Here is a 20940-nt window from a genome sequence, read left to right on the forward strand (position 1 = left end):
CATAACACAAGAGGGAAATTATCCAGAATGCATCCCTCGCCGTAGAAGAATCAAGTACAGTCCAATTGCAATAAAAAGCACCGCGCTGGTGTTTCCGATGAAAAAGGCAGCATTATCAGGATTACCCCCTATAAATAATCCCAACCCCACAATCCCAATGACTCCGGCGGGAATCATAGGCCACAAGGGCAAGTAATCACACCACCAACGTGCAAATAAAGGAATTGCCCCCCAACCCGCGGCAAACCAGAGCAATAACACCCCCACATCACTGATAATTGAAGTAGATTCCCCAACTCCAAAACCAAAATGCACTCCAAGTCCTATAGCACTCAAAAGGCATCCAGGAATAACCAACCCAACGAGCTTAAGATATCCTCCCGATAAAAGGAAAGCCACCCCCAATAAAATCCCCATCCAGAAAACAAAATCTACCCAACGGGAGGAAGTGAACACAAAAACTACTGATAACCCTCCGAACACAGCGGTTGGGAAAAGACTCCACCAGAAAAAACGCTTAAACCGTAAATAAACAGCCAGAGAGGCGATAAAAAACCCCGACGAAATCACTCCGAACAGGTTGCCCAACTTCTCAAACGTTATAGCGCCGGACGACAACAAAAGAAGCATGCCAATGCCCAACGCCATAATCAAATTTCCCAGATAAACGTATACTGGGAAGGAAAATCGCCACCCTCCCAAGGTAAAAACAAGCCCCATTCCCACAAAAGCAATACCCCAAAAATAGGGAATATGCAATAGTTGTGCAATGAGAGCCAGCAAACCCAGCACAATGAAGGCAGCACCGTTAATTTTTTCCCAAACCGGACGCCTGATGATACCCGATCTTACATGATTCCTGAAATCATTTATCATACCCAAAATGCTCATGAGTAGAGAATACTTGATTTATGAAATAACGAAATGTGACTGCAGTAATATTCACCGGCTAAATTCACCGTAAAATTCCTGCTTCGCGGGCCCGAATTACCGCTTGAAGGCGGTCCTTTGCCCCAAGTTTGCTGAGGATGCTGGACAGATGGTTCTTCACAGTACCTTCTGAAATAACCAGTTGCTCAGCAATTTCTCGATTACTCTTTCCCTCTGCCACCAAGAAGAGCACCTCAATTTCCCGTGGAGATAATGGTTCGGTTAATTCAGCCATCTTTGCGCTGGAAGGCCGTGGAGAACGAGCAAACTCCGCAACTACCTTTGCAGTAATGGAAGGTTGAAGAAAGTATTCACCTCGATATGCTGCACGAACAGCCTCAAATAGATTATCTGAAGACACATCTTTAAGTAAATACCCAATAGCACCCGCCCTCAAGCCATCAAAAACCAAATCATCATCGTCAAAGGTGGTGAGAATAATCACTCTGACCTCTGGAAAAAGTTCTCGAATTCTTCCAGTGGCTCTCACACCATCGAGAACCGGCATTCTCAAATCCATTAAGACCACATGAGGGTGATTATTGGCAATCAATCGCAAAGCCTCTTCACCATTAGAGGCTTCTCCCACCACCTCAAAATCCTTCTGTGCGGTCAATAAGGTTTTCAACCCCTCACGGAACAGTGACTGGTCATCAACAATCAAAACTCGGATGCTCATATTTTTTATCCTGGGAGAATAATCTTTATTGAAAAGCCTGCCCCGTTTGTAGTAGCGATTTCCATTTTACCTTTCAACAGGGCTACGCGTTCTTGCATTCCAAGCAACCCAAAGCCAACTGCTGAAATCTCACCGCCAACCCCATTATCTTTCATCTCAAGAATTATACAATCCGACTGGTAATCCAAAACAAGTTGATAGAGCGTGGCTTTGGAATGTTTGAGGGTATTGCTGATACTTTCTTGGACAAGACGTATAATCGAAGCCTTTAATTCCTGATCAACCTTACGAGGCTCTCCCTTCACCTCCATAAGCGTATGAATGCCAGAATGTTCACATTCTTCCAACAATCCTGCAAGAATTTCTTCAACACTTTTCACAGGCAATGATGGGTCTCTCAATGCTCTGACCGATTGCCGGATATCCAGCAAAGCCTTATGGGTTACGCCCTCCGCTTTTGCCAACAATTGACGCGCTGCCTCCAAGTCGGTTTCCAACACAGCACTGGCAGCCTTGATTTGCATATTCAATGTGGTGAGATAATGCCCAAGCCCGTCGTGGATTTCTCTGGCAAGACGATTCCGCTCTTTCACAATGGCTAATTCTTCCGCCTGAATAGCATATTCACGCAATCGGTCATTGGCTTCCCTGAGTTGAACAACCAGAGACTCAATTTCTCGCCTTGCTTTTTCCTCGTTCAGCATCATTTGGGTGAACACGAGGATAAAAACCTGCCCAGCCCCAAAAACAGGCACGCTTGCCCATACAAACTCCCAGGAAGCAGTCATCAAATGCACAATCGCCCCGTATGAAAAGACTATTAAAAGGTTAATAAGATACTTCCACGCCTCAGGGAGTAAAAATACGCTGTGTCCAACCAGGGGCAACAAAATAATGGCATTAAAGCCCACCTGGCCTGAGAGAATTATGGATAACGCTCCTAAAGGAATTTGTAATAAAAAATATCCCACCCGAATGAGAAGGCGATCATCGTGAGCAACACGGGCATACCCGTACACACCGGTTGTCAAATAGCCAATCCCCAACAAAATCATCAGAGTAAGCCACTCAAAAGACAAAGAGCGAACAGAAGTGAATGTAGTGAAATACCCCGCTAAAACCATCACGGCAAATGCCAAATCTACGCCTGTACCAGTTCTTAAGAATGGGGTTTCCGTTTTCATCACAGGTTATTATAATGGGGTTACTATAGTTTGTCTTGAGGAGTAAATTCACTATGCCTTTATACGAGTACCAGTGTAAAGACTGCGGTAAAAAATTTGATTCTCTTCGCTCTCTAAAAGATGCTGATTCCCCTATTGCCTGTAAATTCTGCCACAGTGAAAACACCAGCCGGGTATTATCTGTGTTTTTTGCACAATCGGATGGTCGTCAAGTTGCCGGTTCATCCGGGTGCAATAGCTGTAGCGGAGGATCTTGTTCCACTTGTGGACATCACTAGGTATACCCAATGGGAAAGAAAAAACCTCTCCTTAATCTTGTTCTGATTACCGGCGGTTCCAGTGGAATAGGACTGGCATTAGCTAAGAAATTCGCCGAACTGGGTTCTAAGATTATCATTGTGGGCAGAAACAAGGATAAACTAACACGGGCAATGGACGAGATTTCTCGATCCTTTCCCGACAAAAGCCAAGAAATTATTCCTCTCCAGGCCGATGTAAGCCAGCATGAGATTTATATTCCTCTGCTAATGCAAACCCTGGATACTGTTGGTGTTCCCGACATTGTCGTAAATTCGGCAGGGATTACAAAGCCTGCCTTTTTTAATGACATCAGTATTGAAGAATTTCGCAAGATCATCGAAGTCAATTATTTGGGGACTGTAGCAACTATTAAGGCTACACTTCCGCGTATGCTGGAAAGAAATTCTGGACACATTGTTAATATCTCTTCAGTTGCTGGATTTATTGGGACTCCCGGTTACACGGCTTACGGCGCCAGCAAATTTGCCATCAAGGGATTAACCGACGCGCTCAGGCTTGAACTTCTCCATACAGACGTAAAGGTCTCTATCGTGTATCCTCCAGATACTCAAACCCCAATGCTGGAAGAAGAAAACAAAATTAAACCGGCAGTAGTTAAGGCATTGTCTGAGGCAGCATCCCCTGTAAGTGCCGAAGAGGTTGCCCAAGCAATTCTGGCAGGAATCGTCAAACAGCAGTATGTAATCGCTCCTGGAAAAGAGACTGCCTTATTGCATTTTTTGGCAGGATTCTTAGGCTGGGGTCCCATTTACCCCATCATGGATTGGATGCTCAGAGATGCGGAGCGAAAAGTGGCTTCCTCTCCAACAAAATATGCCTATAATGACGTAGCCAATCCAAACCAACGTTGTTAAGAGCAAATGGAAAAGCTGTATACCTACAGGGGCGAGGGTAATGACATTGATAATTCCCAAAACCCATTGGGTAATGATCAAGGTAATTACGCCATATCCGATTTTTCTTAACCAGGGGGACATTTCTCGACTGACAAGGTATCTGATAAAAAATATCAAGTATCCACCAACTGCAACAGCAATTGCCGGATGAAACACTCTCAACCGTATTAAGAAATGGGCTAAAGGATCAAAGTCCGCTCGCAAGCCTTCCAGCAGGGAACTTGACGGGAACAAAGTATCCCCCAAAGCAGCAATAGCTCCAGAAGCCCCGAGAATCAACATGCCCAACGCCCCTAAAAGCCAGCCCGATACTCGCTTTGCATTCCTGATTTCGGACGAAAAAGTGAAAGTTGCAAACCAGGCTACTCCTGTCAAACTTGCCAACAACATAAACGTATTTACCAGATGAGCCATCATGGAAATGGCTCTAGCCATCGAGGCATTTTCGCCCACTAATCCAAACAACACCAGCCCTGCCCCTATGAGTGACTCTACAAGGATAAAGAATACCGACCCCAAAACCGCATAACGCAATTTTTTCTCCCCCCAGGCAACCCGCCAAACCCACAACAACATCACGAAAATCAACAGAACTGTTACTCCGCTGGTCAGACGATGTGTCCACTCAATAAGTGTCTCAATTTGCGGAGAACGAGGAATAACCACACCGTTACAAAGAGGCCAATGAGAACCACATCCAGCACCCGCTCCTGTTGCTCGCACAAATGCTCCAAACACGATAACAAAAATGTTATAAACAAGCACTCCCCAGGCAAAAAAGGATATTCTCTTCATCTAACCTCCTGGAAATCTATTCAGAGGTAATATGACGTGTCTATGGCTTTATATTACCTCAAATACGACTTTTCTCACCGGCGAAAGAAACCATAATTGCATAATCTTATAGTCGAGGAAGGAATGGGTGAAATGAACGCGTTGCTGATCTATCCTGAGTTTCCTGAAACTTTTTGGAGTTTCAAGCATGCCCTGAAATTCATTCAAAAGAAAGCTTCATCTCCTCCACTTGGATTAGTTACTATCGCATCGCTTTTACCAGAAGATTGGAATATTCGAATTGTCGATTTGAATGTTTCTCCACTCACTCACGACGACATCGTCTGGGCAGATCTCGCCATGATTAGCGCCATGGTGGTACAGAAAAAATCTGCTCATGAAGTGATCCAGCGTTGTAAAGATGCTGGGAAAAAGGTTGTTGCGGGTGGTCCCCTTTTCCTTGGAGAGTGGGAACAGTTCCCCCAGGTCGATCACTTTGTACTCAATGAAGGGGAAATTACACTGCCACAATTCCTGAAGGATTTCCTTTCGGGGAACGCCAATCGAATTTATCAGACCACATCTTTTGCAAATATGCAAACATCTCCCGTTCCTAGATGGGAACTGATTGATCTCAAGGCTTATGATTCTCTCAGTATTCAATACTCTCGGGGATGTCCATTTAACTGTGACTTCTGTAATGTAACAGCAATGTTAGGGCATAGACCCAGAACCAAAAACGTTGAACAGATCCTCGCAGAATTGGACAAAATGTACCAATTAGGATGGAGAAGAAATATCTTCTTCGTAGATGATAACTTTATCGGGAATCGCAAACAACTCAAAGAAGAAATTCTACCAGCGCTTATTGAATGGCGAAAAGATAAAAAGGGCTGTCACTTCATCACTGAAGCCTCTATTAACCTTGCAGACGATCCCGAACTCATGGAGTTAATGCGCACCGCTGGATTTGTCTCAGTATTTGTAGGAATTGAAACACCTGTTGAAGACAGTTTAAGTGAGTGTAACAAGAAACAGAACCTCAAGAGAGACCTGTTAACCGCTGTACAAACCCTCCAGAAAAACGGGCTTCAAGTGATGGGAGGGTTTATTGTCGGCTTTGATCATGATCCTCCAAATATATTTCAGAAGCAAATTGAATTTATCCAGAAAAGCGGAATCGTAACCGCTATGGTGGGATTGCTTCAAGCTCCTTATGGAACAAAACTATACGAAAGAATGGAAAAAGAAGGAAGAATTGTCAAAGAGTTATCAGGAGACAATACCAATGGCACAACGAATATCATTCCTAAAATGGGATTTAATGCGCTCCAAGCAGGCTATCATGTGCTTTTAGAAGAATTATATAAACCAGAAGGATTTTATTCTCGAGTAAAAACTTTTCTGGAAAATTATACGCTCCCAGAAGTACGTCCAGTCCAGGTACATACGGAAGAAATTATGGCGTTCTTTCGCTCGATTTGGGAATTGGGCATAAAGGGCAAAGAGCGAAAAGAGTTCTGGAAATTGTTCTTTTGGACACTGCTCAAACACCCTCAAAAGTTTCCTCTTGCCATCACATTCTCCATTTACGGATACCATTTTCGACAAATTTTCGAGAAGAATATTAAGCAACAGGAATCAATGGCTTAAAACGCTCAATATTTTCTCAGGAGACTTTAATCCATGGCCAGTGAATGCCGTGAGTACCTTTCCCACTTCAGGAAATCGCTTGAGATATTGTATCGTTCCCGCCAAACCCACCACCCCAGTAGGCTCCACAAAAAAGCCTTGTTCAACAGCAAGGCGAAGAGCCATCTCAATCTCGTCTTCCTCTACTTCGAGAATCATTCCATGGGTTTGGTGAAGCGCCTCAATAATCTGAGCCCCCCGAACGGGTTTCTGAATGGCTATTCCTTCGGCAATGGTATTTACATCGATTGGTATACCACCAAGGTCAAGTTTCTCCCAATGGGATAACGGAGCACAAAGGCTGGCTTGTACACCCACCATGCGAGGAATTTTTTCAATCAACCCCATGCTCAACAGATCATGAAAACCCTTATAAACCCCCAAAAATAATGTGCCATTCCCAACCGGTAAGATAATTGCATCGGGTAATTTACCTTCGGTTTGTTCCCAAACTTCATAAGCAAAAGTCTTCGTACCCTGAAAGAAGAACGGATTCCAGGAATGGCTGGCATAATAATTTTGACTGGCGGCACTCAGTACCATCCTGGCAGTATCCTCTCTTGTCCCTTCCACTTTTACCACTCTGGCGCCATAGGCAGAAATCTGCATTAACTTTGCGGGTGAGGTGGATGCAGGAACATAAATCGAACAATCAATACCCGCCTTTGCACAGTATGCGGCAACTGAACACCCCGCATTTCCCGAAGAATCCTCCACCACCGACCTGATCCCCATTGCCCTGATTGCAGAGATCATCACAGCAGCCCCTCGGTCTTTGTATGATCCCGTCGGGAAAAGTTGTTCTTGCTTGATAAGAATTTCTTGATTCTTGTAGAGATACCGAATAATCGGAGTCTGTCCTTCTCCAAGTGTAATAATTATCGACTTGTCCGGAAGAGGAATAAACGGTAAATACTTCCATAGGCCGGGAAATTTCACAATCTCCCATTGCTTTGTTCTTGAAAAATCTACCTCAATATCCAAAAGCCCTCCACAAGCACACTTCCAGATGGGTTCATTGATAGCATAAACCGCATGGCACGAAAGGCATCTCAAAAATGAATTCATAATCTCTTCTCCCGCAGTTATAATTATAAAAAACCATAAGGAGTATAACGTGGCTTTTCCCAAACCCTTCTACCGATGGCGTCCACATCCATGGCATGGATTAGAAATTGGACCCAATCCACCCAGAATTGTTCATGCTTATATTGAGATCACCCCGTTTGATTTGGTGAAATATGAAGTGGACAAAGTCACCGGTTATCTTCGGGTGGACCGTCCACAACGATCTTCTTCTCAACCTCCAACCCTTTATGGCTTCATTCCTCGTACATATTGTGGCGCTACCGTAGGGTCACTTTTCCCAGAAAAACACGAAGGTGATGGTGATCCATTAGATATTTGTGTCATAAGCGAGCGTCCCATCACAAAATCAGAAGTCGTCCTGAATGCGCGAGTGGTGGGTGGCTTGAGAATGATTGACAATGGCGAAGCCGACGACAAGATCATTGCTATTCTTGCCAACGATAGTTATTGGGAAAACGTGAATGACATTTCCCAATTGCCGACTGTCCTGGTAGAGAGATTAAGACATTATTTCAGTACCTACAAATTGGTGCCCGGCAAAGAAAACCTTACCTATATCGAAAGTGTGTATGACCATGAGAAAGCCATGCAAATCGTTCAAGCCGCTATCGAGGATTACATTCAAATGTACGGCTAAAAAGACTTAGTTTATCCTTTGTGATTTGAAATGGCTAACCAATCATAACCTGCCTTAAGGGCACGAAGATTCAGTTCCAGATAACGGGACTGAATTGTTTTTTCCAGTGTCCTGACACCATAGTCTAACTCGACGCCCAAACCCTTCAAGACAACCCCAATCATTACTGTATTGGCAACTCGTGCACTCCCCAAATCTTCAGCAATCTGATTGGCTGGAATCCAGAAAACCTTTGTTGTAAATTTGTGAAGCGTTGCTTCAATATCGGCATTGTTAGGATAAATTTGTTTGCCTGCCGATACCGTAATCGGTTCAATTTCATGGTCGTTTACGAAAATAGCGCCTGAGGGTTTCAACAATGGGAGATAACGAAGCGTTTCCAGTTTTTCGAAAGCAATTAAGGTGTCTGCTTCTCCCTCACCAACAACAGGTGAAAAAACAGGCTTTCCCCAAACGACGTTCGAAACTACACTTCCCCCTCGCTGGGACATTCCGTGAATCTCCGCTTTTTTAACATCCAACCCCAGAGATAGCCCAATTTCGGCAAGCAAATGACTTGCAAGTAACGTACCCTGTCCACCAACCCCTACCAGGACAAAACGATGGTTTTCCATATGCATTCCTACTGGTCAATCTCTTGTTTATCAAGTACCTGATTCCTGAATAAGATCGCATCTCGCGGACACACCTGAGCGCAAATCTCACAGCCTGTGCACAAAGAAGGATCAATAACTGCAAGTGGACGCTGGTACCGGGGATCTAATTTTTCAGACTTTGAAATCGCCGGACAACCTACTCGAAAACACATTGTACAACCGTTGCACTTTTCTTCGACTACTTCTAAAGGCACATATTTTGCCCGCGCTTCCGGCAACAATGCACATTCTTCACGGGTAATTAACACAGCCGGATCAGAAATTTTCATCCATTCCTTCAATGTTTTTTCAATGCCCTCTACGTCGTATCCATTCAATGTTTTTACATAAGTAAATCCGAGCGCTCTAACCACATTCTCTATGTCAATTTCAGTCGTATCCCTCCCCTGCAAGGTTTTCCCTGTACCCGGGTTATCCTGATGCCCAGTCATCCCGGTTACACGGTTATCCATAATAATGGTGATCACATTACTCCTGTTGTAAACCACATTGATCAAAGCAGGGATTCCCGTGTGAAAGAATGTAGAATCTCCAATCACTGCGACGTGTCTTTCCTGATCTCCTGCAACCGCAGCACCATGCGCCACCCCAATGCTTGCCCCCATACAACCACAAGTATGGATGGCATTCAACGGCTCGGTCAATCCCAAAGTATAGCAACCGATATCCCCGTTTACAGGGACTTTCAATTTGCTCAACACAAAAAACGCCCCTCTATGAGGACAACCCGGACAAAGAACCGGGGGACGTTGGGGTAACTCCATGGGAAACGAGGGGCTTGTTTGCAACATTTCGCCTTCAATTAATCCTGCTTCTATAGCAGCCTTGCGAACAATCTGAGCATTCAATTCCCCAACAATAGGGAAAATCCCTTTTGGAGTGTCCAGTGTTTGTTTTCCACGGTATAACTCTACCCCTAGCAATCGAACCTGATGTTCAATAAATGGGTCAAGTTCTTCCAGGACAATCAGACGTTCCACCATCGAGGCGAAGTTGCGAATTAATGCAGCCGGCAACGGATAAACCAAGCCCAATTTCAATATACTTGCCTCTGGAAATACTTCTCTCGCATATTGATAAGCGATTCCTCCGGTAATAATGCCCAGTTGTGATGAACGAATTTCCATGCGGTTGAGGGGTGAAGTCTCTGCATATTGTGAAATTTCCTGTATACGATGTTCAATTACGCCATGTCTCCGTCGAGCATTCGCTGGCACCATGACATATTTAGCCACGTTTCGAGGATATTTGATGGGATCTGAAGAAACAAAACGTTGTTCACTTACCTCAACGGGGGTGCTGGTATGGCAAACACGAGTAGTTAATCTCAACAGGACAGGAGTATCAAACCTCTCACTTAAGTCAAATGCGGCAATCGCAAAATCATGGGCTTCCTGACTATCTGCAGGATCGATACAGGGAATCCGAACAAATTTGGCGTACTGACGATTATCCTGTTCATTCTGAGAAGAATGCATGGAAGGGTCATCTGCGGAAACAATCACCAATCCCGCTTCAATCCCCGTCATAGCCGCATAAAAAAGGGAGTCTGCCGCCACATTTAAACCCACATGCTTCATCGTAGCAAAAGCTCTTCGTCCGGCATAGGCTGCTCCAATTGCCACATCCAGTGCAACTTTCTCATTGGGAGCCCATTCGGCATAAACTCCTGGATAGCGCGCGAAAATCTCCATAATCTCCGTGCTTGGTGTGCCTGGATAGCCAGAGCCCACCACCGCCCCCGCCGTCCAGGCACCTCGCGCCACAGCTTCATTACCGGATAATAAACGCTTCATGACTGCTCCTCCGCCAGGACAATGCGCCCATCTAAGGCTAAGACACCCTGTCCTTTAGGCAAAACAAGACAGGGGTTGATTTCTACTTCAGCGATTTGAGGGAAATCCAGGGCTAATTGTCCTAATCTTTGAATCCCTTCAACAATCCCCTCTACATCAAATTCAGGCAAATTGCGATACCCGGTTAAGAGCTTGCCCGATTTAGTCTCAAAAACCATTTCCCTGGCTTCCTGATGGTCCACTGGAGCAATTCGAAATGCAACATCCTGGAAAACTTCAACAAAAATTCCGCCAAAGCCAAACATCAAGAGAGGCCCAAACACAGGATCGCGCTTCATCCCTATAATGACCTCTTGCCCTTTTGGAGCCATCTTCTCAATCAAGACACCTTCAATCATGGCTTCGGGCATTTTTTGTTTGACTTCTTCCATCATTTGATGGTATGCGGCTTCCAGTTCTTCAGGATTTCTAATTCCTATACGAATACCCCCAACATCAGATTTATGTAAAATGTGGGGAGAAACAATTTTCATGACTACAGATGGTCCAAACTCCTGATATAACTTTTGCGCTTCGTTCAAATTCGCGGCAAAGCCACCGGCTATCACCGGAATTCCATAGGCCTCAAGGATTGGCCGGGTATCTTTTTCTCCAATTAATCGCTGGTATTTATATTGACTTAAAACTTCTTCCACCGTGCTTCTATGGCGACGAATCTCCCACTCTGTTTTCCGGTGAGATTTTTCTATCCAATCGGCATAGAATTTCATGGATGCAAGCACCCGCCCCAAGGAATCCGGAAAAGTAAACATGGGGAAACCATTTTTATGAAGAACACGACGAGCCTCCTGCACCGCTTCATCACCCATGAAGCAGCATAGTACCGGCTTATCGAGTCCTTTAGCAGCGTTTACAATAGCATCAGCTACTTTTTCCGCCTTAATCAACGCTTGAGGAACAAGGATGGGCAATAAAATATCCACATTCGGATCTTTGGCGAGTTCCTTAAACGAGCGTTCGTAATCTTCGGGTTCTGCCCCACCTAACATATCTACCGGATTGGATACCTGCGCACTTGGATTCAAATGACTCCGTAAAACTTCTTGGGTCTCTTTTTCCAGATTCGCTAAAGAGAATCCGTGCATTCCCAAACTGTCGGAGGCTAGGGCAGCGGGACCTCCAGAATTGGTAAGGATGACCGCCCGATTCCCTCGAGGCAAGGCTTGACAGGTCAATACATGAGCGACATCAAACAAGTCAGTGACAGTATCTACCTCTATCACGCCACACTGCTTAAAAGCCGTTTTATATGCGGTGATAGCACCAGCAATTGAACCTGTGTGAGAGGAAACCGCTTTTGCTCCGGCTTGGGTTTTTCCTGCCTTTAGGAGCACAATAGGCTTGGATTTGGCAACCTGTTCACAAACCCCCATAAACCGTGAGCCATCTTTTATGGCCTCCACGTACAGAGCAATGACCCGAGTATCCGGATCATCTGCAAGGTATTCAATCATATCCGTTTCGGTAACATCGGCTTCGTTTCCTAAACTCACAAAGTTAGAGAAGCCAATATGTTTTCCCCGAACGTAATCAACAATCCCCCCGCAAATCGCTCCGGACTGGGAAAGAAAACCGATATGCCCTTTTTCGGGGACACCATGAATAAAGGTGGTATTCAATCCGGAATATAAATCCATTGTCCCTACACAATTTGGACCTACAAGGCGCATTCCATATTTGTGGGCAATTTCCAAACACTGTTTCTCCAGTTTCTCACCTTCGGGACCAATTTCGCGAAAACCACCCGAGATAATTGTCACCGCCTTAATTCCTCTTTGACCACAAGCCTCAAGCACCGCAGGTGTCAAATTTGACGCCACGACTGACACGGCCAGATCCACTGGATCAGGAACGCTGAGAATATCAGGATAACAGGTTAAGCCCAGAATCTCTTTGGCATTCGGGTTTACTGGATAAATTTTTCCCTGAAATCCGTACTGAAGCAAATTCTTAAAAATCCCAAAACTCAATTTTGTTGGGTTAGAGGATGCTCCAATGATTGCAACACCTTGTGGTTTGAAAAAAGGAAGAAGGGGATGCATAATTCTCCTCAAATCAGGTAATTTGTCTATGTTATACAAATTTACACCGAACAAGTCTATTCGTCTTCATCACTTCCTGATAAGTAAAGTGTCACAATAAAACCAATTTGAACGAAGCACCTCTTAAAAAATGGGCTTCTATCTCTTTCTACAGGTATTTTCAAAAATATTTTCTGCCGTATTGGTACGTTAAATAGAGAGGAAATTAAGTGGCAAAAAAAATAAAGGGAAATGTTTAGAGAGAGTTAAAAAGTCTCCATGATATAATAAAACCAATCTGCACATTGATAAAAATTCCATGAACATTATCACAATTCTCACCGATTTTGGACTTCAAGACGGATATCCGGGGGTTATGAAAGGAGTAATTTACAGGATTGCTCCTTCGGTTCAAATTGTTGATATATCCCATCAGGTTCCCCCACAAAATATCTCCAGAGGGGCACGTATTCTGGAACGGTCATACGCTTTCTTTCCCCCAGGAACAATTCATATTGCCGTGGTAGATCCTGGCGTTGGCACAAAGCGTCGCCCAATGGCAGCAAAAATTGGGGATTATTTTTTTGTTGGACCAGATAACGGTATTTTCACCGCGCCTCTGTTAAGGGCAGAAGGAGAAGGAAAGGCTATTGAATGTGTTGAACTTAATCAACCAGAGTACTGGCTGGAGAATGTGAGTCATGTCTTCCACGGAAGAGATATCTTTGCACCGGTTGCTGCCCACCTGGCAAACGGAGTTGCCCTCCAGAACCTTGGCATCCCAATTCAGAATCCCGTGCTTCTTAATTTGCCCCAAGCACAAATTTTTGAAAACCAAATCCTTGGAGAAATAACAGACGTGGATCACTTTGGGAACTTGAGTACAAACATTCCTGGTAACTGGCTCTCAAAGTACTCTCCTGGCAATCTAACCTTTTGCTTAGGAGATGTAATCATTCATGGATTAAACAAAACCTTTGGAGAACGCCCTGAAGGGGAATGGGTTGCGTTCATTGATTCCGATAACTACCTGGCTCTCGCCATCGTAAACGGGAACGCTGCATCCAAGGCACAGTGTGGAGCAGGAACTCCGATTATAGTTAAAATTTCTACATAAAGAAAAGTGGTATGTCTAACAATCATTCATCCCTTCCACTCGTTGTTGAAAACCTGACCTTTCGTTATGAAAGGAGAGAAAAGCCGGCTATCAAGAATATTTCCTTTTCCATTCAGCCAGGGCAAATTGTTCTGCTGGCAGGTTCGAGTGGCTGCGGCAAGACAACCCTCATGCGTTGCATCAACGGTTTAGCCCCAAACATTTATAAAGGGGAAATGACGGGGAAAATCAGCGTTTTTGGGCATGATGTAACACAAATGTCTTTGTTGCAATTGTCCCAATACGTAGGTACCCTTCTACAAGATCCTGAAAGACAAATTGTAGCCAGTCATGTTCTTAATGAAGTGGCTTTCGGTTTAGAAAATCTGGGCATTCCCCGGCTCCGTATCCTTCAAAGAGTTGAAAAAACTTTAGAATATCTGGGAATTGATCATCTCAAAGATCGAGAGACTTTTAAACTTTCCGGTGGAGAAAAACAAAAAGTTGCACTCGCTGGGGTTCTGGTAATGGAACCTAAACTGCTTTTACTGGATGAACCTCTGGCAAGTCTGGACCCTGCCTCGGCAGCAGAAGCCCTGAGCATGTTCAAACGTCTTGCTGAAGATGGTATTTCTATATTGTTGGTCGAACATCGGGTAGAGGATGTCCTGGCGATTCATCCTGATGTTATCATTTACATGGAAGACGGAGAAATTACCTATCACGGAGATGTGAAGGGATTTCTAGAAATCGCTGATTTTTCCAAGGTTAAACTTCCAGCCGAAGTTGTCGCTCAGCGTGCAAAATCTGTGCATTTTCCACCTTTATCACGGCAATTTACGCCAGAAACATCTTCAGAACTTCTTCGGTTCGAAAATGTTACTTTTCAATACCATCCCGAAATACCTCCAACACTGAAAAATATTAACTTTTCCATTCATAAGGGAGAAGTTACTGCCATTTTGGGACATAACGGAGCTGGGAAAACCACTCTTGTCAAACACGCATTGGGGTTGTTGAAGCCTACCAAAGGAACAGTTTATCTGGATGGCAAAGACACAAAAACAATAACAATTGCAGAGGCCGCCCATACAATTGGGTATGTATTCCAAAGTCCGACTCAAATGTTATTTGCTCCAACTGTCGAACAGGAATTAGCCTTTGGTCCCCAAAATTTGGGATTTTCCCCACAAGAAATTCAACAAAATGTGGATTGGGCTCTTCAAACTGTCCACCTGGAGAATGAAAAACGTACTCCTCCATTGGCATTATCCTTTGGACAGCAAAAACGGGTAAGTATTGCTTCCATTCTTTCCATGAAGTCCCGTATCCTCATGATGGATGAGCCAACTGCTGGGCAGGACTACTGGAACTATCATTCATTCATGTCCTCTATTCTTGAAATGCCCGGATATGACGCTGTTTTATTCATCACCCATGACTTGGATCTCGCGATTACTTACGCCAATCGGATCATCCTTATGGCAAATGGCGAAATTATTCGCGACGGAAGTCCAGAGGAAGTGTTAAGAGATATTGAAACATTGAAAAACGCGCACGTTCTTCCTACCTCACTTCTCTCTCTAAATTTGAAATTATTCGATAGAACGCGGAAATTTTTGCGGGCAGAATTGCTTGCAAATTTCATATAATATCTATTGAAAGGAGCAAGAGATGAAAAAATCTTTGTGGAGTTTCGGAACTCGCGAGGTTGTCTTTGCCGCTATTGGCGCGGCGCTGTATGGGGTTCTCTCTTACGCCACTAACATTCTTCAAATTCCCGGTGCGGGGAACGTTGCCATTCGTCCAGCAGTAGCGCTTCCAATGTTCTTCGGCGTCGCCTTCGGGCCGATTGTGGGTTTCATTTCCGGTCTGCTTGGGAATGTGATTGGAGACCTCCTTTCCGGTTACGGGTTCTGGCCCTGGTGGGATTTAGCCAACGGGATTATGGGGTTCTTCCCAGGCTTAGTTTACATCGGAATTAAGAACTTCAAAGATACTTCTGATATTTTGAAAGCCGAAGGCATGGTTATTGTGGGAGTTCTGGTAGGAATCGGTATTGCTGCCATCTCTGAACTGTGGGTCTCCGGGGTAGATTTTGCCACCACCATTTCTATTAACTTTATCCCTTCAGTAACCACTAACCTGGTCAATGGACTGATTCTTGTTCCTATCCTCATGGTAGCGTACAGCGCGATTCAAGCCCGCTCAGGGAGATAGTCTTTCTTGAGGGGAGAGTGAAAAACTCTCCCCTCACCTGAACCAACATTAATTGCTTATGATTGCAAATTTTAGTTACAGATCACATCACAGCATTATTGAAAAGATTGACCCAAGAGCAAGGTGGATTTTTGCTCTGTGCATGTTGTTTTCAATTGTGTTGTTTTGGGATTTAAGAATATTATCTGTTTTCTTTGCACTTTCACTGGCACAGTTTTTTGCCAGTAAAGTAACCTGGAAAGAAACAAAGAGGGCATGGATTTTTATTCTTGTACTTTCCAGCATGATGATTTTTGTCAATACAGTCATCACCGGAGTGGAGACAGTTGGTGGAACCGTACGTGGTGGAACACCGTTATTTTCAATCAAATTTCCTTTCCTGGATTCTTTTTACGTTCTCACTGTTGAACGCTTGTGGTTTGCATTAACCCAGTACCTTCGGATCATTTCCATTGCCAGTTTGTTTATTATCCTGCCCTTTACCATGGATCCACGGTTGTATGGAACAACCTTCCGTGGATTGGGATTTCCAGACAAACTCGCCTATACCATGGATCTGGCTTTTCGTTTTATTCCAACTATTGCCAGAGATTTCAATGTGACGCTGGATGCACAGAGAGCACGTGGGTTTGAACTTGACAAAGGGAATATAAATATCCTGCAAAGAATTCGCCGCATGGCTCCGTTGATGGTTCCTGTAACCATGAATTCCATCCTCGCAGGAGAAGATATTGCCAATGCCATGGACCTGAGATGTTTTGGGTTGAAAAAACGGTCATGGGTGGAAAGTCTGCGTTATAAAGCGGGCGATCTTGCCCTGATAATCTTCTCCATATTTATTCTTGGAATATCTCTGTATCTTCGTTTTGGGCTCAAAATCGGAGATTTCTGGATGCCTGGGATGTAAATTAAGGAGCGATCCATGTCGGAAAATCAAGCACAAGAAAAAACAGGGGTTTCTCCAATTGAGGTCCATGGTGTGGAAAAGAGAGTCATTGGTGATCGCGTCATCATCAGACAAGGAGTAGTCCAATCTCTGGAAGCCAACGAGGTAACCATCCGCCAGGGTGCAACCCTCATCTCAAAAGCCACAAATATATCGGTTTCCAATAGTAGTGTAGCCATTTCCCATTCACAGGAAGCCTCTTTCTCCAGTTCAAAATCTGGGATTACTATCGTTAACGGGAATGCCAATTTCGATCAAAGTGGAGCCAAGGTGTTACTTGTGAATGGAAATGCAAGCCTGGATCAATCTGGCAACATATTGTTAGCTGCCAAAGAGGTTCAGGGAACAAATATCAATACGGTCTTTTTCTTTGGAAAAAACGTTCATGGAAATGTGCAAACTGCATTTGGGGCAAAAGAGTCTATTCTCTTTGGCTTGATCGCAGGGTTTGTGAGTGGTACTTTCCTGGTTCTGTATAAACTGTTTTTTGGGAAAAAGCAGTAAAGCCTACCTAAAAATAAAACTCTCATGCTGCCGATACACCAACTCACTCTGATTTTCCTCGTTATTGCATCCATCCTGTTATTTACTCTTTGGGCAAAAAAAGAAAGAAGAAAAAGTCTCGTTCCACTGGTGCTTCAGTTTCTCTCTCCTGTCATTCTCTTCAGTTTTTTAGTCCTGTTCTCGCCACAATTAGGTGCACCTATTCTGGAAAATGTTGCGCCTTTTTTGTTCTTCTGGAGCGCTTTTACGCTCACTCGTATTTCCAACTTTGCACATCCCCATTACCGCGAAAAAGTATTCAAATATGTCGTGGGGTATTTCGTTGGAATTGCACTTTTCATTCTTCAATTCTTATCCCTGAAGAGAACACTCTCTCTACCGTATTTTAGTGCAGAAGCGTTCTCGATCCTTCTTTGGGCTTTGTCCTTTAGTAACACGCTTTTTTCACTTTTCCGTTTGATTGGCCTTTACCGAAACAATCATACAGCCTTATATCGAAACCGAATTCTGTTTTGGCTGTTTGTAAATCTACTTTTTGTCTTCTCTATTTTCAATTATTTTCTGAAACAGACCTCCTTAACAATTGGCTTCTCTTATTTAACCCTTGTATCAGTTATCTATATCCTGTCAAGAAGTGAACTTCCTGGAGACTGTAACAAAATTGGTGGGCGAATTTTCGAAAAAAGGAAGGAAGAGAGAAGACGGGGGGAGAGGAGGGAATTACGGGAGGGCTCATGCCCAGAACTGACAGGCAACTGTGCTTCCGCGGAGCAACCCGGCGGTGGTTTTATATCGCCTGGCTTGCTGGGCGCGGCTCTTGAGCCTGCCAATCATCTGTTCCGTGCGATTATTGGTCCAGGGAATACCCACATCAGCATAGAAAGCCACATAGCGTTGCCAATCACGCGATAAGCGCAGGATCAGGTCGCGGAGTTTTTCCAGGGGCGTGCGTTTTCCTTCCGGTGGTGTACTCCTGCCCGGCAGGGATTTCCACAGGCGGTGTAAGAGGCGGTCTCCATGCAATGGCAGGTCGCGCAGGATTTCCTCGACCTTTTCAAGCACCCCCTGCCAGGCTGGATCCAACTCAGCCTGTAACCCCTTCAAAGCATGCTTTACCCAGCGCCGCACATGAAACTGACAGACCTGATGCCCTATCTCCAGTTCATCGGTCAGTTGCTTGTAGATCGCCAGATCATCGCTCACGATGGCGCCGATGTCATGCATCTCTTTCAACCGTTTCAGCCAGGTGAACAGAGCCCGGCTGTCTTTCTCGTCTACCTCGGCAACCTCCAGCAGACTACCATCTCCCAGATCCACCGCCACCATCACTCCTTTGCCTCCCACCCAGGCTCCATCTACCCCCACCACCCGCACGCTTTTCCATTTCAATTCCCCCATCAACTTTTCCCCCTCTGCCTGTACATGCCGCCACCCGCTCATATGACTGAGCCTCAGCCCAAAGATCCTCAACACCCCGGCTACCCTGCGATAACTCAATCCCAGTGACCACAGGATCACACTCAATTTCTTCAACCGTTCACTGTGCCGTCCATTGCCTACCCCCTCCGGATAGTCCCGAAAGGTGCGCCTGCACCGTGTGCATCGATACCTCACCACCTCGACATGACGAACTTTGACATCCTCGATGCGCCTTTTCTCCACTCCCCATCGCTGGAATGTCTCCCCCTGACAATATGGACAGCGCTTCGGACGAGCAGGCTTTTTTCGTTTTACCTGTGGCAGTTGGAGTATAATCTTCATGGAAGGGCTCCTGGAGTTGTGATATCAATATCTTACAGGATCCCTTCCTTTTTTTCCCTTTCTCCACCAAGTTTGTTACAGCGTCACTTCCTGACCTCTTTCTTCTTGTGCGAAGAAGTTTGTCCTTACTCATTGAAACCCTTGCAGTTTATCTGCTCTTCACTCTTGCACTTGGCTTCTTTCTTCTGCTGGCTCTAAATTCCACTTCTGTTCCAATATCCTATCTCCTCTTCGGAGGAGGAGTATTGTTTTCTCTCCTGATATATCCACTAGTAGGGAAAACAAGAAAATTCATCCGTAACCGACTGTGGAAAGCAAAAAGAAATTACACCTCACTCCTTTCAAATTATTCAAGAACAATTGCGTCACTGAGCGATCTGGAAACTTTATTCAGCCATCTTTCAGATTTACTTCATCAAACCTTTGATATTCAGGATATCTGGTTATTAACCGCCACTGATAAAGGTGAACATTTCGAATTTCAGAATAACCTGAATCCTCTTTCCTCGCCACTTCTTATTTCTAAACACAGTCAGGTACTGCTGTACTTACAGGAGAATAAAACTCCTCTTCTTCAATATGTATTGGATTTTGGAGAAACATTTGCGGATATTTCCGAAGAAGAAAAAAACGCCATCCGTTCTCTCAAGGGAGACGTACTCGTTCCCATCTTATTTCAAGATGAATGGCTAGGACTGCTGATCATTGGATCAAAAACCTCTGGAGATCGATTCTTTGAAGAGGAAATTCTCTTTCTACAAGCCATTGCCGATCAAACCGCGGTCGCTTTAAAGAACACTATTCTGTATGAAGATTTACTGAAACGCAACCGAGAAAACGAGAGATTGAATATTGAACTGACCATGGCTAACAAGGAATTAGCCAGACTCGATAAAGCCAAAACTGACTTTATCAACATAGCCTCTCACGAGTTAAGGACCCCTCTAACCCAAATTCTGGGCTTTAATGATTTTCTTGGCGAGATGCTCCAAAGTGGGAACCTGCCACAAAGTTCTCTGGAACGTATGGTAGCAGGCATCAAAAAAGCAGCCAAACGACTTGAAGAAATTGTCAGTATCATGCTGGATATTTCAAAACTGGAAACTCAAATCTTTGAAATTCACCCCTCTCCGGTAAAACCTGCGACCATTATCCGGGCAGCAGCAGAGAAATGGCGCCCCGCCTTGGATGAAAGACACCTCACCCTCCATATTACTGATCTAAACGATTTGCCAATGGTGCAAGCCGACAGCCAAAGAATGGTACAGGTATTCTCGGAGTTAATTCAAAACGCCATCAAGTCCACCCCGGATCATCGAGATATTTTCATCACTGGCAAAACAATTGAAGACACTGGTTCAGGTAAAATATTTGTTCAAATAACCGTGTCAGATACCGGGATTGGAATTTCACCCGAAGACATAGAAAAAATCTTTGAAAAGTTTTACCGTATTGGAGATGTTTTGCTTCACAGTACCGGAGACACAAAATTTAAAGGCGCGGGTCCTGGGTTGGGATTAACCATTGCCAGGGGAATCGTGGAGGCACATCAAGGACGTATATGGGCAGAAAGCCCGGGACGCGATGAAAAATCCTTACCAGGCAGTAAATTTCACGTCTTACTCCCAGCATTCCAAACAGCAGAGGTAAATGCGGAAGAAAAATAATTAGCGTATAA

At 44.5% G+C, this 20940-nt stretch carries 18 protein-coding genes and 1 pseudogene; 10 read left to right on the forward strand and 9 right to left on the reverse strand.

Features of this window, described 5'->3' with window-relative positions; all coding sequences use genetic code 11:
- Positions 1 to 18 precede the first annotated feature (18 nt).
- The 3 genes from ANT_RS07755 to ANT_RS07765 all read right to left on the reverse strand — a co-directional run bounded on the left by ANT_RS07755 (position 19) and on the right by ANT_RS07765 (position 2793).
- Entirely contained in the window at positions 19 to 648 is a 630-nt protein-coding gene (locus ANT_RS07755) for a hypothetical protein (RefSeq protein ID WP_172634592.1), read from the reverse strand.
- A gap of 307 nt (positions 649 to 955) precedes the next feature.
- Positions 956 to 1609, reverse strand: a complete 654-nt coding sequence (locus ANT_RS07760) for a response regulator (RefSeq protein ID WP_013559961.1) — start codon at positions 1607 to 1609, stop codon at positions 956 to 958.
- A 5-nt stretch (positions 1610 to 1614) separates the two neighbouring features.
- Entirely contained in the window at positions 1615 to 2793 is a 1179-nt protein-coding gene (locus tag ANT_RS07765) for a sensor histidine kinase (protein ID WP_041454828.1), read from the reverse strand.
- A 53-nt stretch (positions 2794 to 2846) separates the two neighbouring features.
- On the opposite strand from ANT_RS07765, the gene ANT_RS18060 reads away from it, so the two are divergent.
- Together ANT_RS18060 and ANT_RS17840 are read left to right on the forward strand one after the other, a co-directional pair.
- Positions 2847 to 3071 carry an FmdB family zinc ribbon protein gene (locus ANT_RS18060; RefSeq protein ID WP_041454829.1) on the forward strand — a complete coding sequence of 75 codons (225 nt, stop codon included), beginning with the start codon at positions 2847 to 2849 and terminating at the stop codon, positions 3069 to 3071.
- Between the two features lie 9 nt (positions 3072 to 3080).
- Entirely contained in the window at positions 3081 to 3968 is an 888-nt protein-coding gene (locus tag ANT_RS17840) for an SDR family oxidoreductase (RefSeq protein WP_013559963.1), read from the forward strand.
- A 39-nt stretch (positions 3969 to 4007) separates the two neighbouring features.
- Here the strand turns inward: ANT_RS17840 and ANT_RS17020 are convergent.
- A pseudogene (locus ANT_RS17020) lies at positions 4008 to 4805 on the reverse strand (COX15/CtaA family protein); the annotation flags it as partial.
- Between the two features lie 132 nt (positions 4806 to 4937).
- Between ANT_RS17020 and ANT_RS07780 the strand changes: the two are divergent.
- On the forward strand, positions 4938 to 6437 hold the full coding sequence (locus ANT_RS07780; protein ID WP_041454830.1) for a B12-binding domain-containing radical SAM protein: 1500 nt from the start codon (positions 4938 to 4940) through the stop codon (positions 6435 to 6437).
- On the opposite strand, the gene ANT_RS07785 is transcribed toward ANT_RS07780, so the two are convergent.
- The gene (locus ANT_RS07785; RefSeq protein WP_013559966.1) at positions 6426 to 7544 is read right to left on the reverse strand and encodes a threonine synthase; all 1119 of its coding nucleotides are present in this window, start codon (positions 7542 to 7544) and stop codon (positions 6426 to 6428) included. The two genes, ANT_RS07780 and ANT_RS07785, sit on opposite strands and share 12 nt — an antisense overlap.
- 49 nt (positions 7545 to 7593) lie before the next feature.
- Between ANT_RS07785 and ANT_RS07790 the strand changes: the two genes are divergently transcribed.
- Positions 7594 to 8202: an inorganic pyrophosphatase gene (locus tag ANT_RS07790; protein ID WP_013559967.1), complete on the forward strand. Its 609-nt coding sequence runs from the start codon at positions 7594 to 7596 to the stop codon at positions 8200 to 8202.
- Positions 8203 to 8213: 11 nt separating this feature from the next.
- Here the strand turns inward: ANT_RS07790 and ANT_RS07795 are convergent, their stop codons facing one another.
- The 3 genes from ANT_RS07795 to ANT_RS07805 are packed head-to-tail and all read right to left on the reverse strand — an operon-like array spanning position 8214 to position 12756.
- Positions 8214 to 8816, reverse strand: a complete 603-nt coding sequence (locus ANT_RS07795) for an indolepyruvate oxidoreductase subunit beta (RefSeq protein WP_172634593.1) — start codon at positions 8814 to 8816, stop codon at positions 8214 to 8216.
- An 8-nt stretch (positions 8817 to 8824) separates the two neighbouring features.
- On the reverse strand, positions 8825 to 10654 hold the full coding sequence (iorA, locus tag ANT_RS07800) for an indolepyruvate ferredoxin oxidoreductase subunit alpha (RefSeq protein ID WP_013559969.1): 1830 nt from the start codon (positions 10652 to 10654) through the stop codon (positions 8825 to 8827).
- The gene (locus tag ANT_RS07805; protein ID WP_013559970.1) at positions 10651 to 12756 is read right to left on the reverse strand and encodes an acetate--CoA ligase family protein; all 2106 of its coding nucleotides are present in this window, start codon (positions 12754 to 12756) and stop codon (positions 10651 to 10653) included. Before ANT_RS07805 ends, iorA begins: the two co-directional genes overlap by 4 nt.
- 298 nt (positions 12757 to 13054) lie before the next feature.
- On the opposite strand from ANT_RS07805, the gene ANT_RS07810 reads away from it, so the two are divergent.
- Genes ANT_RS07810 through ANT_RS07830 form a run of 5 tightly spaced genes read left to right on the forward strand, consistent with a single transcriptional unit; the run spans position 13055 to position 17501 of the window.
- The gene (locus tag ANT_RS07810) at positions 13055 to 13852 is read left to right on the forward strand and encodes an SAM hydrolase/SAM-dependent halogenase family protein (protein ID WP_013559971.1); all 798 of its coding nucleotides are present in this window, start codon (positions 13055 to 13057) and stop codon (positions 13850 to 13852) included.
- Positions 13853 to 13863: 11 nt separating this feature from the next.
- Complete coding sequence (locus tag ANT_RS07815) at positions 13864 to 15483, forward strand: ABC transporter ATP-binding protein (protein ID WP_013559972.1); 1620 nt, start codon at positions 13864 to 13866, stop codon at positions 15481 to 15483.
- Positions 15484 to 15505: 22 nt separating this feature from the next.
- Positions 15506 to 16051 (forward strand): ECF transporter S component, encoded by a 546-nt coding sequence (locus ANT_RS07820; RefSeq protein ID WP_013559973.1) that lies wholly within the window; start codon positions 15506 to 15508, stop codon positions 16049 to 16051.
- Between the two features lie 58 nt (positions 16052 to 16109).
- Positions 16110 to 16958: an energy-coupling factor transporter transmembrane component T family protein gene (locus ANT_RS07825; protein WP_081460218.1), complete on the forward strand. Its 849-nt coding sequence runs from the start codon at positions 16110 to 16112 to the stop codon at positions 16956 to 16958.
- Positions 16959 to 16973: 15 nt separating this feature from the next.
- Positions 16974 to 17501 carry a hypothetical protein gene (locus tag ANT_RS07830; protein WP_013559975.1) on the forward strand — a complete coding sequence of 176 codons (528 nt, stop codon included), beginning with the start codon at positions 16974 to 16976 and terminating at the stop codon, positions 17499 to 17501.
- 732 nt (positions 17502 to 18233) lie between these two features.
- Here the strand turns inward: ANT_RS07830 and ANT_RS07835 are convergent.
- The gene (locus ANT_RS07835) at positions 18234 to 19262 is read right to left on the reverse strand and encodes an IS66 family transposase (protein WP_013558534.1); all 1029 of its coding nucleotides are present in this window, start codon (positions 19260 to 19262) and stop codon (positions 18234 to 18236) included.
- Between the two features lie 119 nt (positions 19263 to 19381).
- Between ANT_RS07835 and ANT_RS07840 the strand changes: the two genes are divergently transcribed.
- Positions 19382 to 20929, forward strand: coding sequence for a GAF domain-containing sensor histidine kinase (locus tag ANT_RS07840; protein ID WP_155818063.1), 1548 nt, complete (start codon positions 19382 to 19384; stop codon positions 20927 to 20929).
- Positions 20930 to 20940 lie beyond the last annotated feature (11 nt).

Source organism: Anaerolinea thermophila UNI-1 (assembly GCF_000199675.1).
Lineage (GTDB): Bacteria > Chloroflexota > Anaerolineae > Anaerolineales > Anaerolineaceae > Anaerolinea > Anaerolinea thermophila.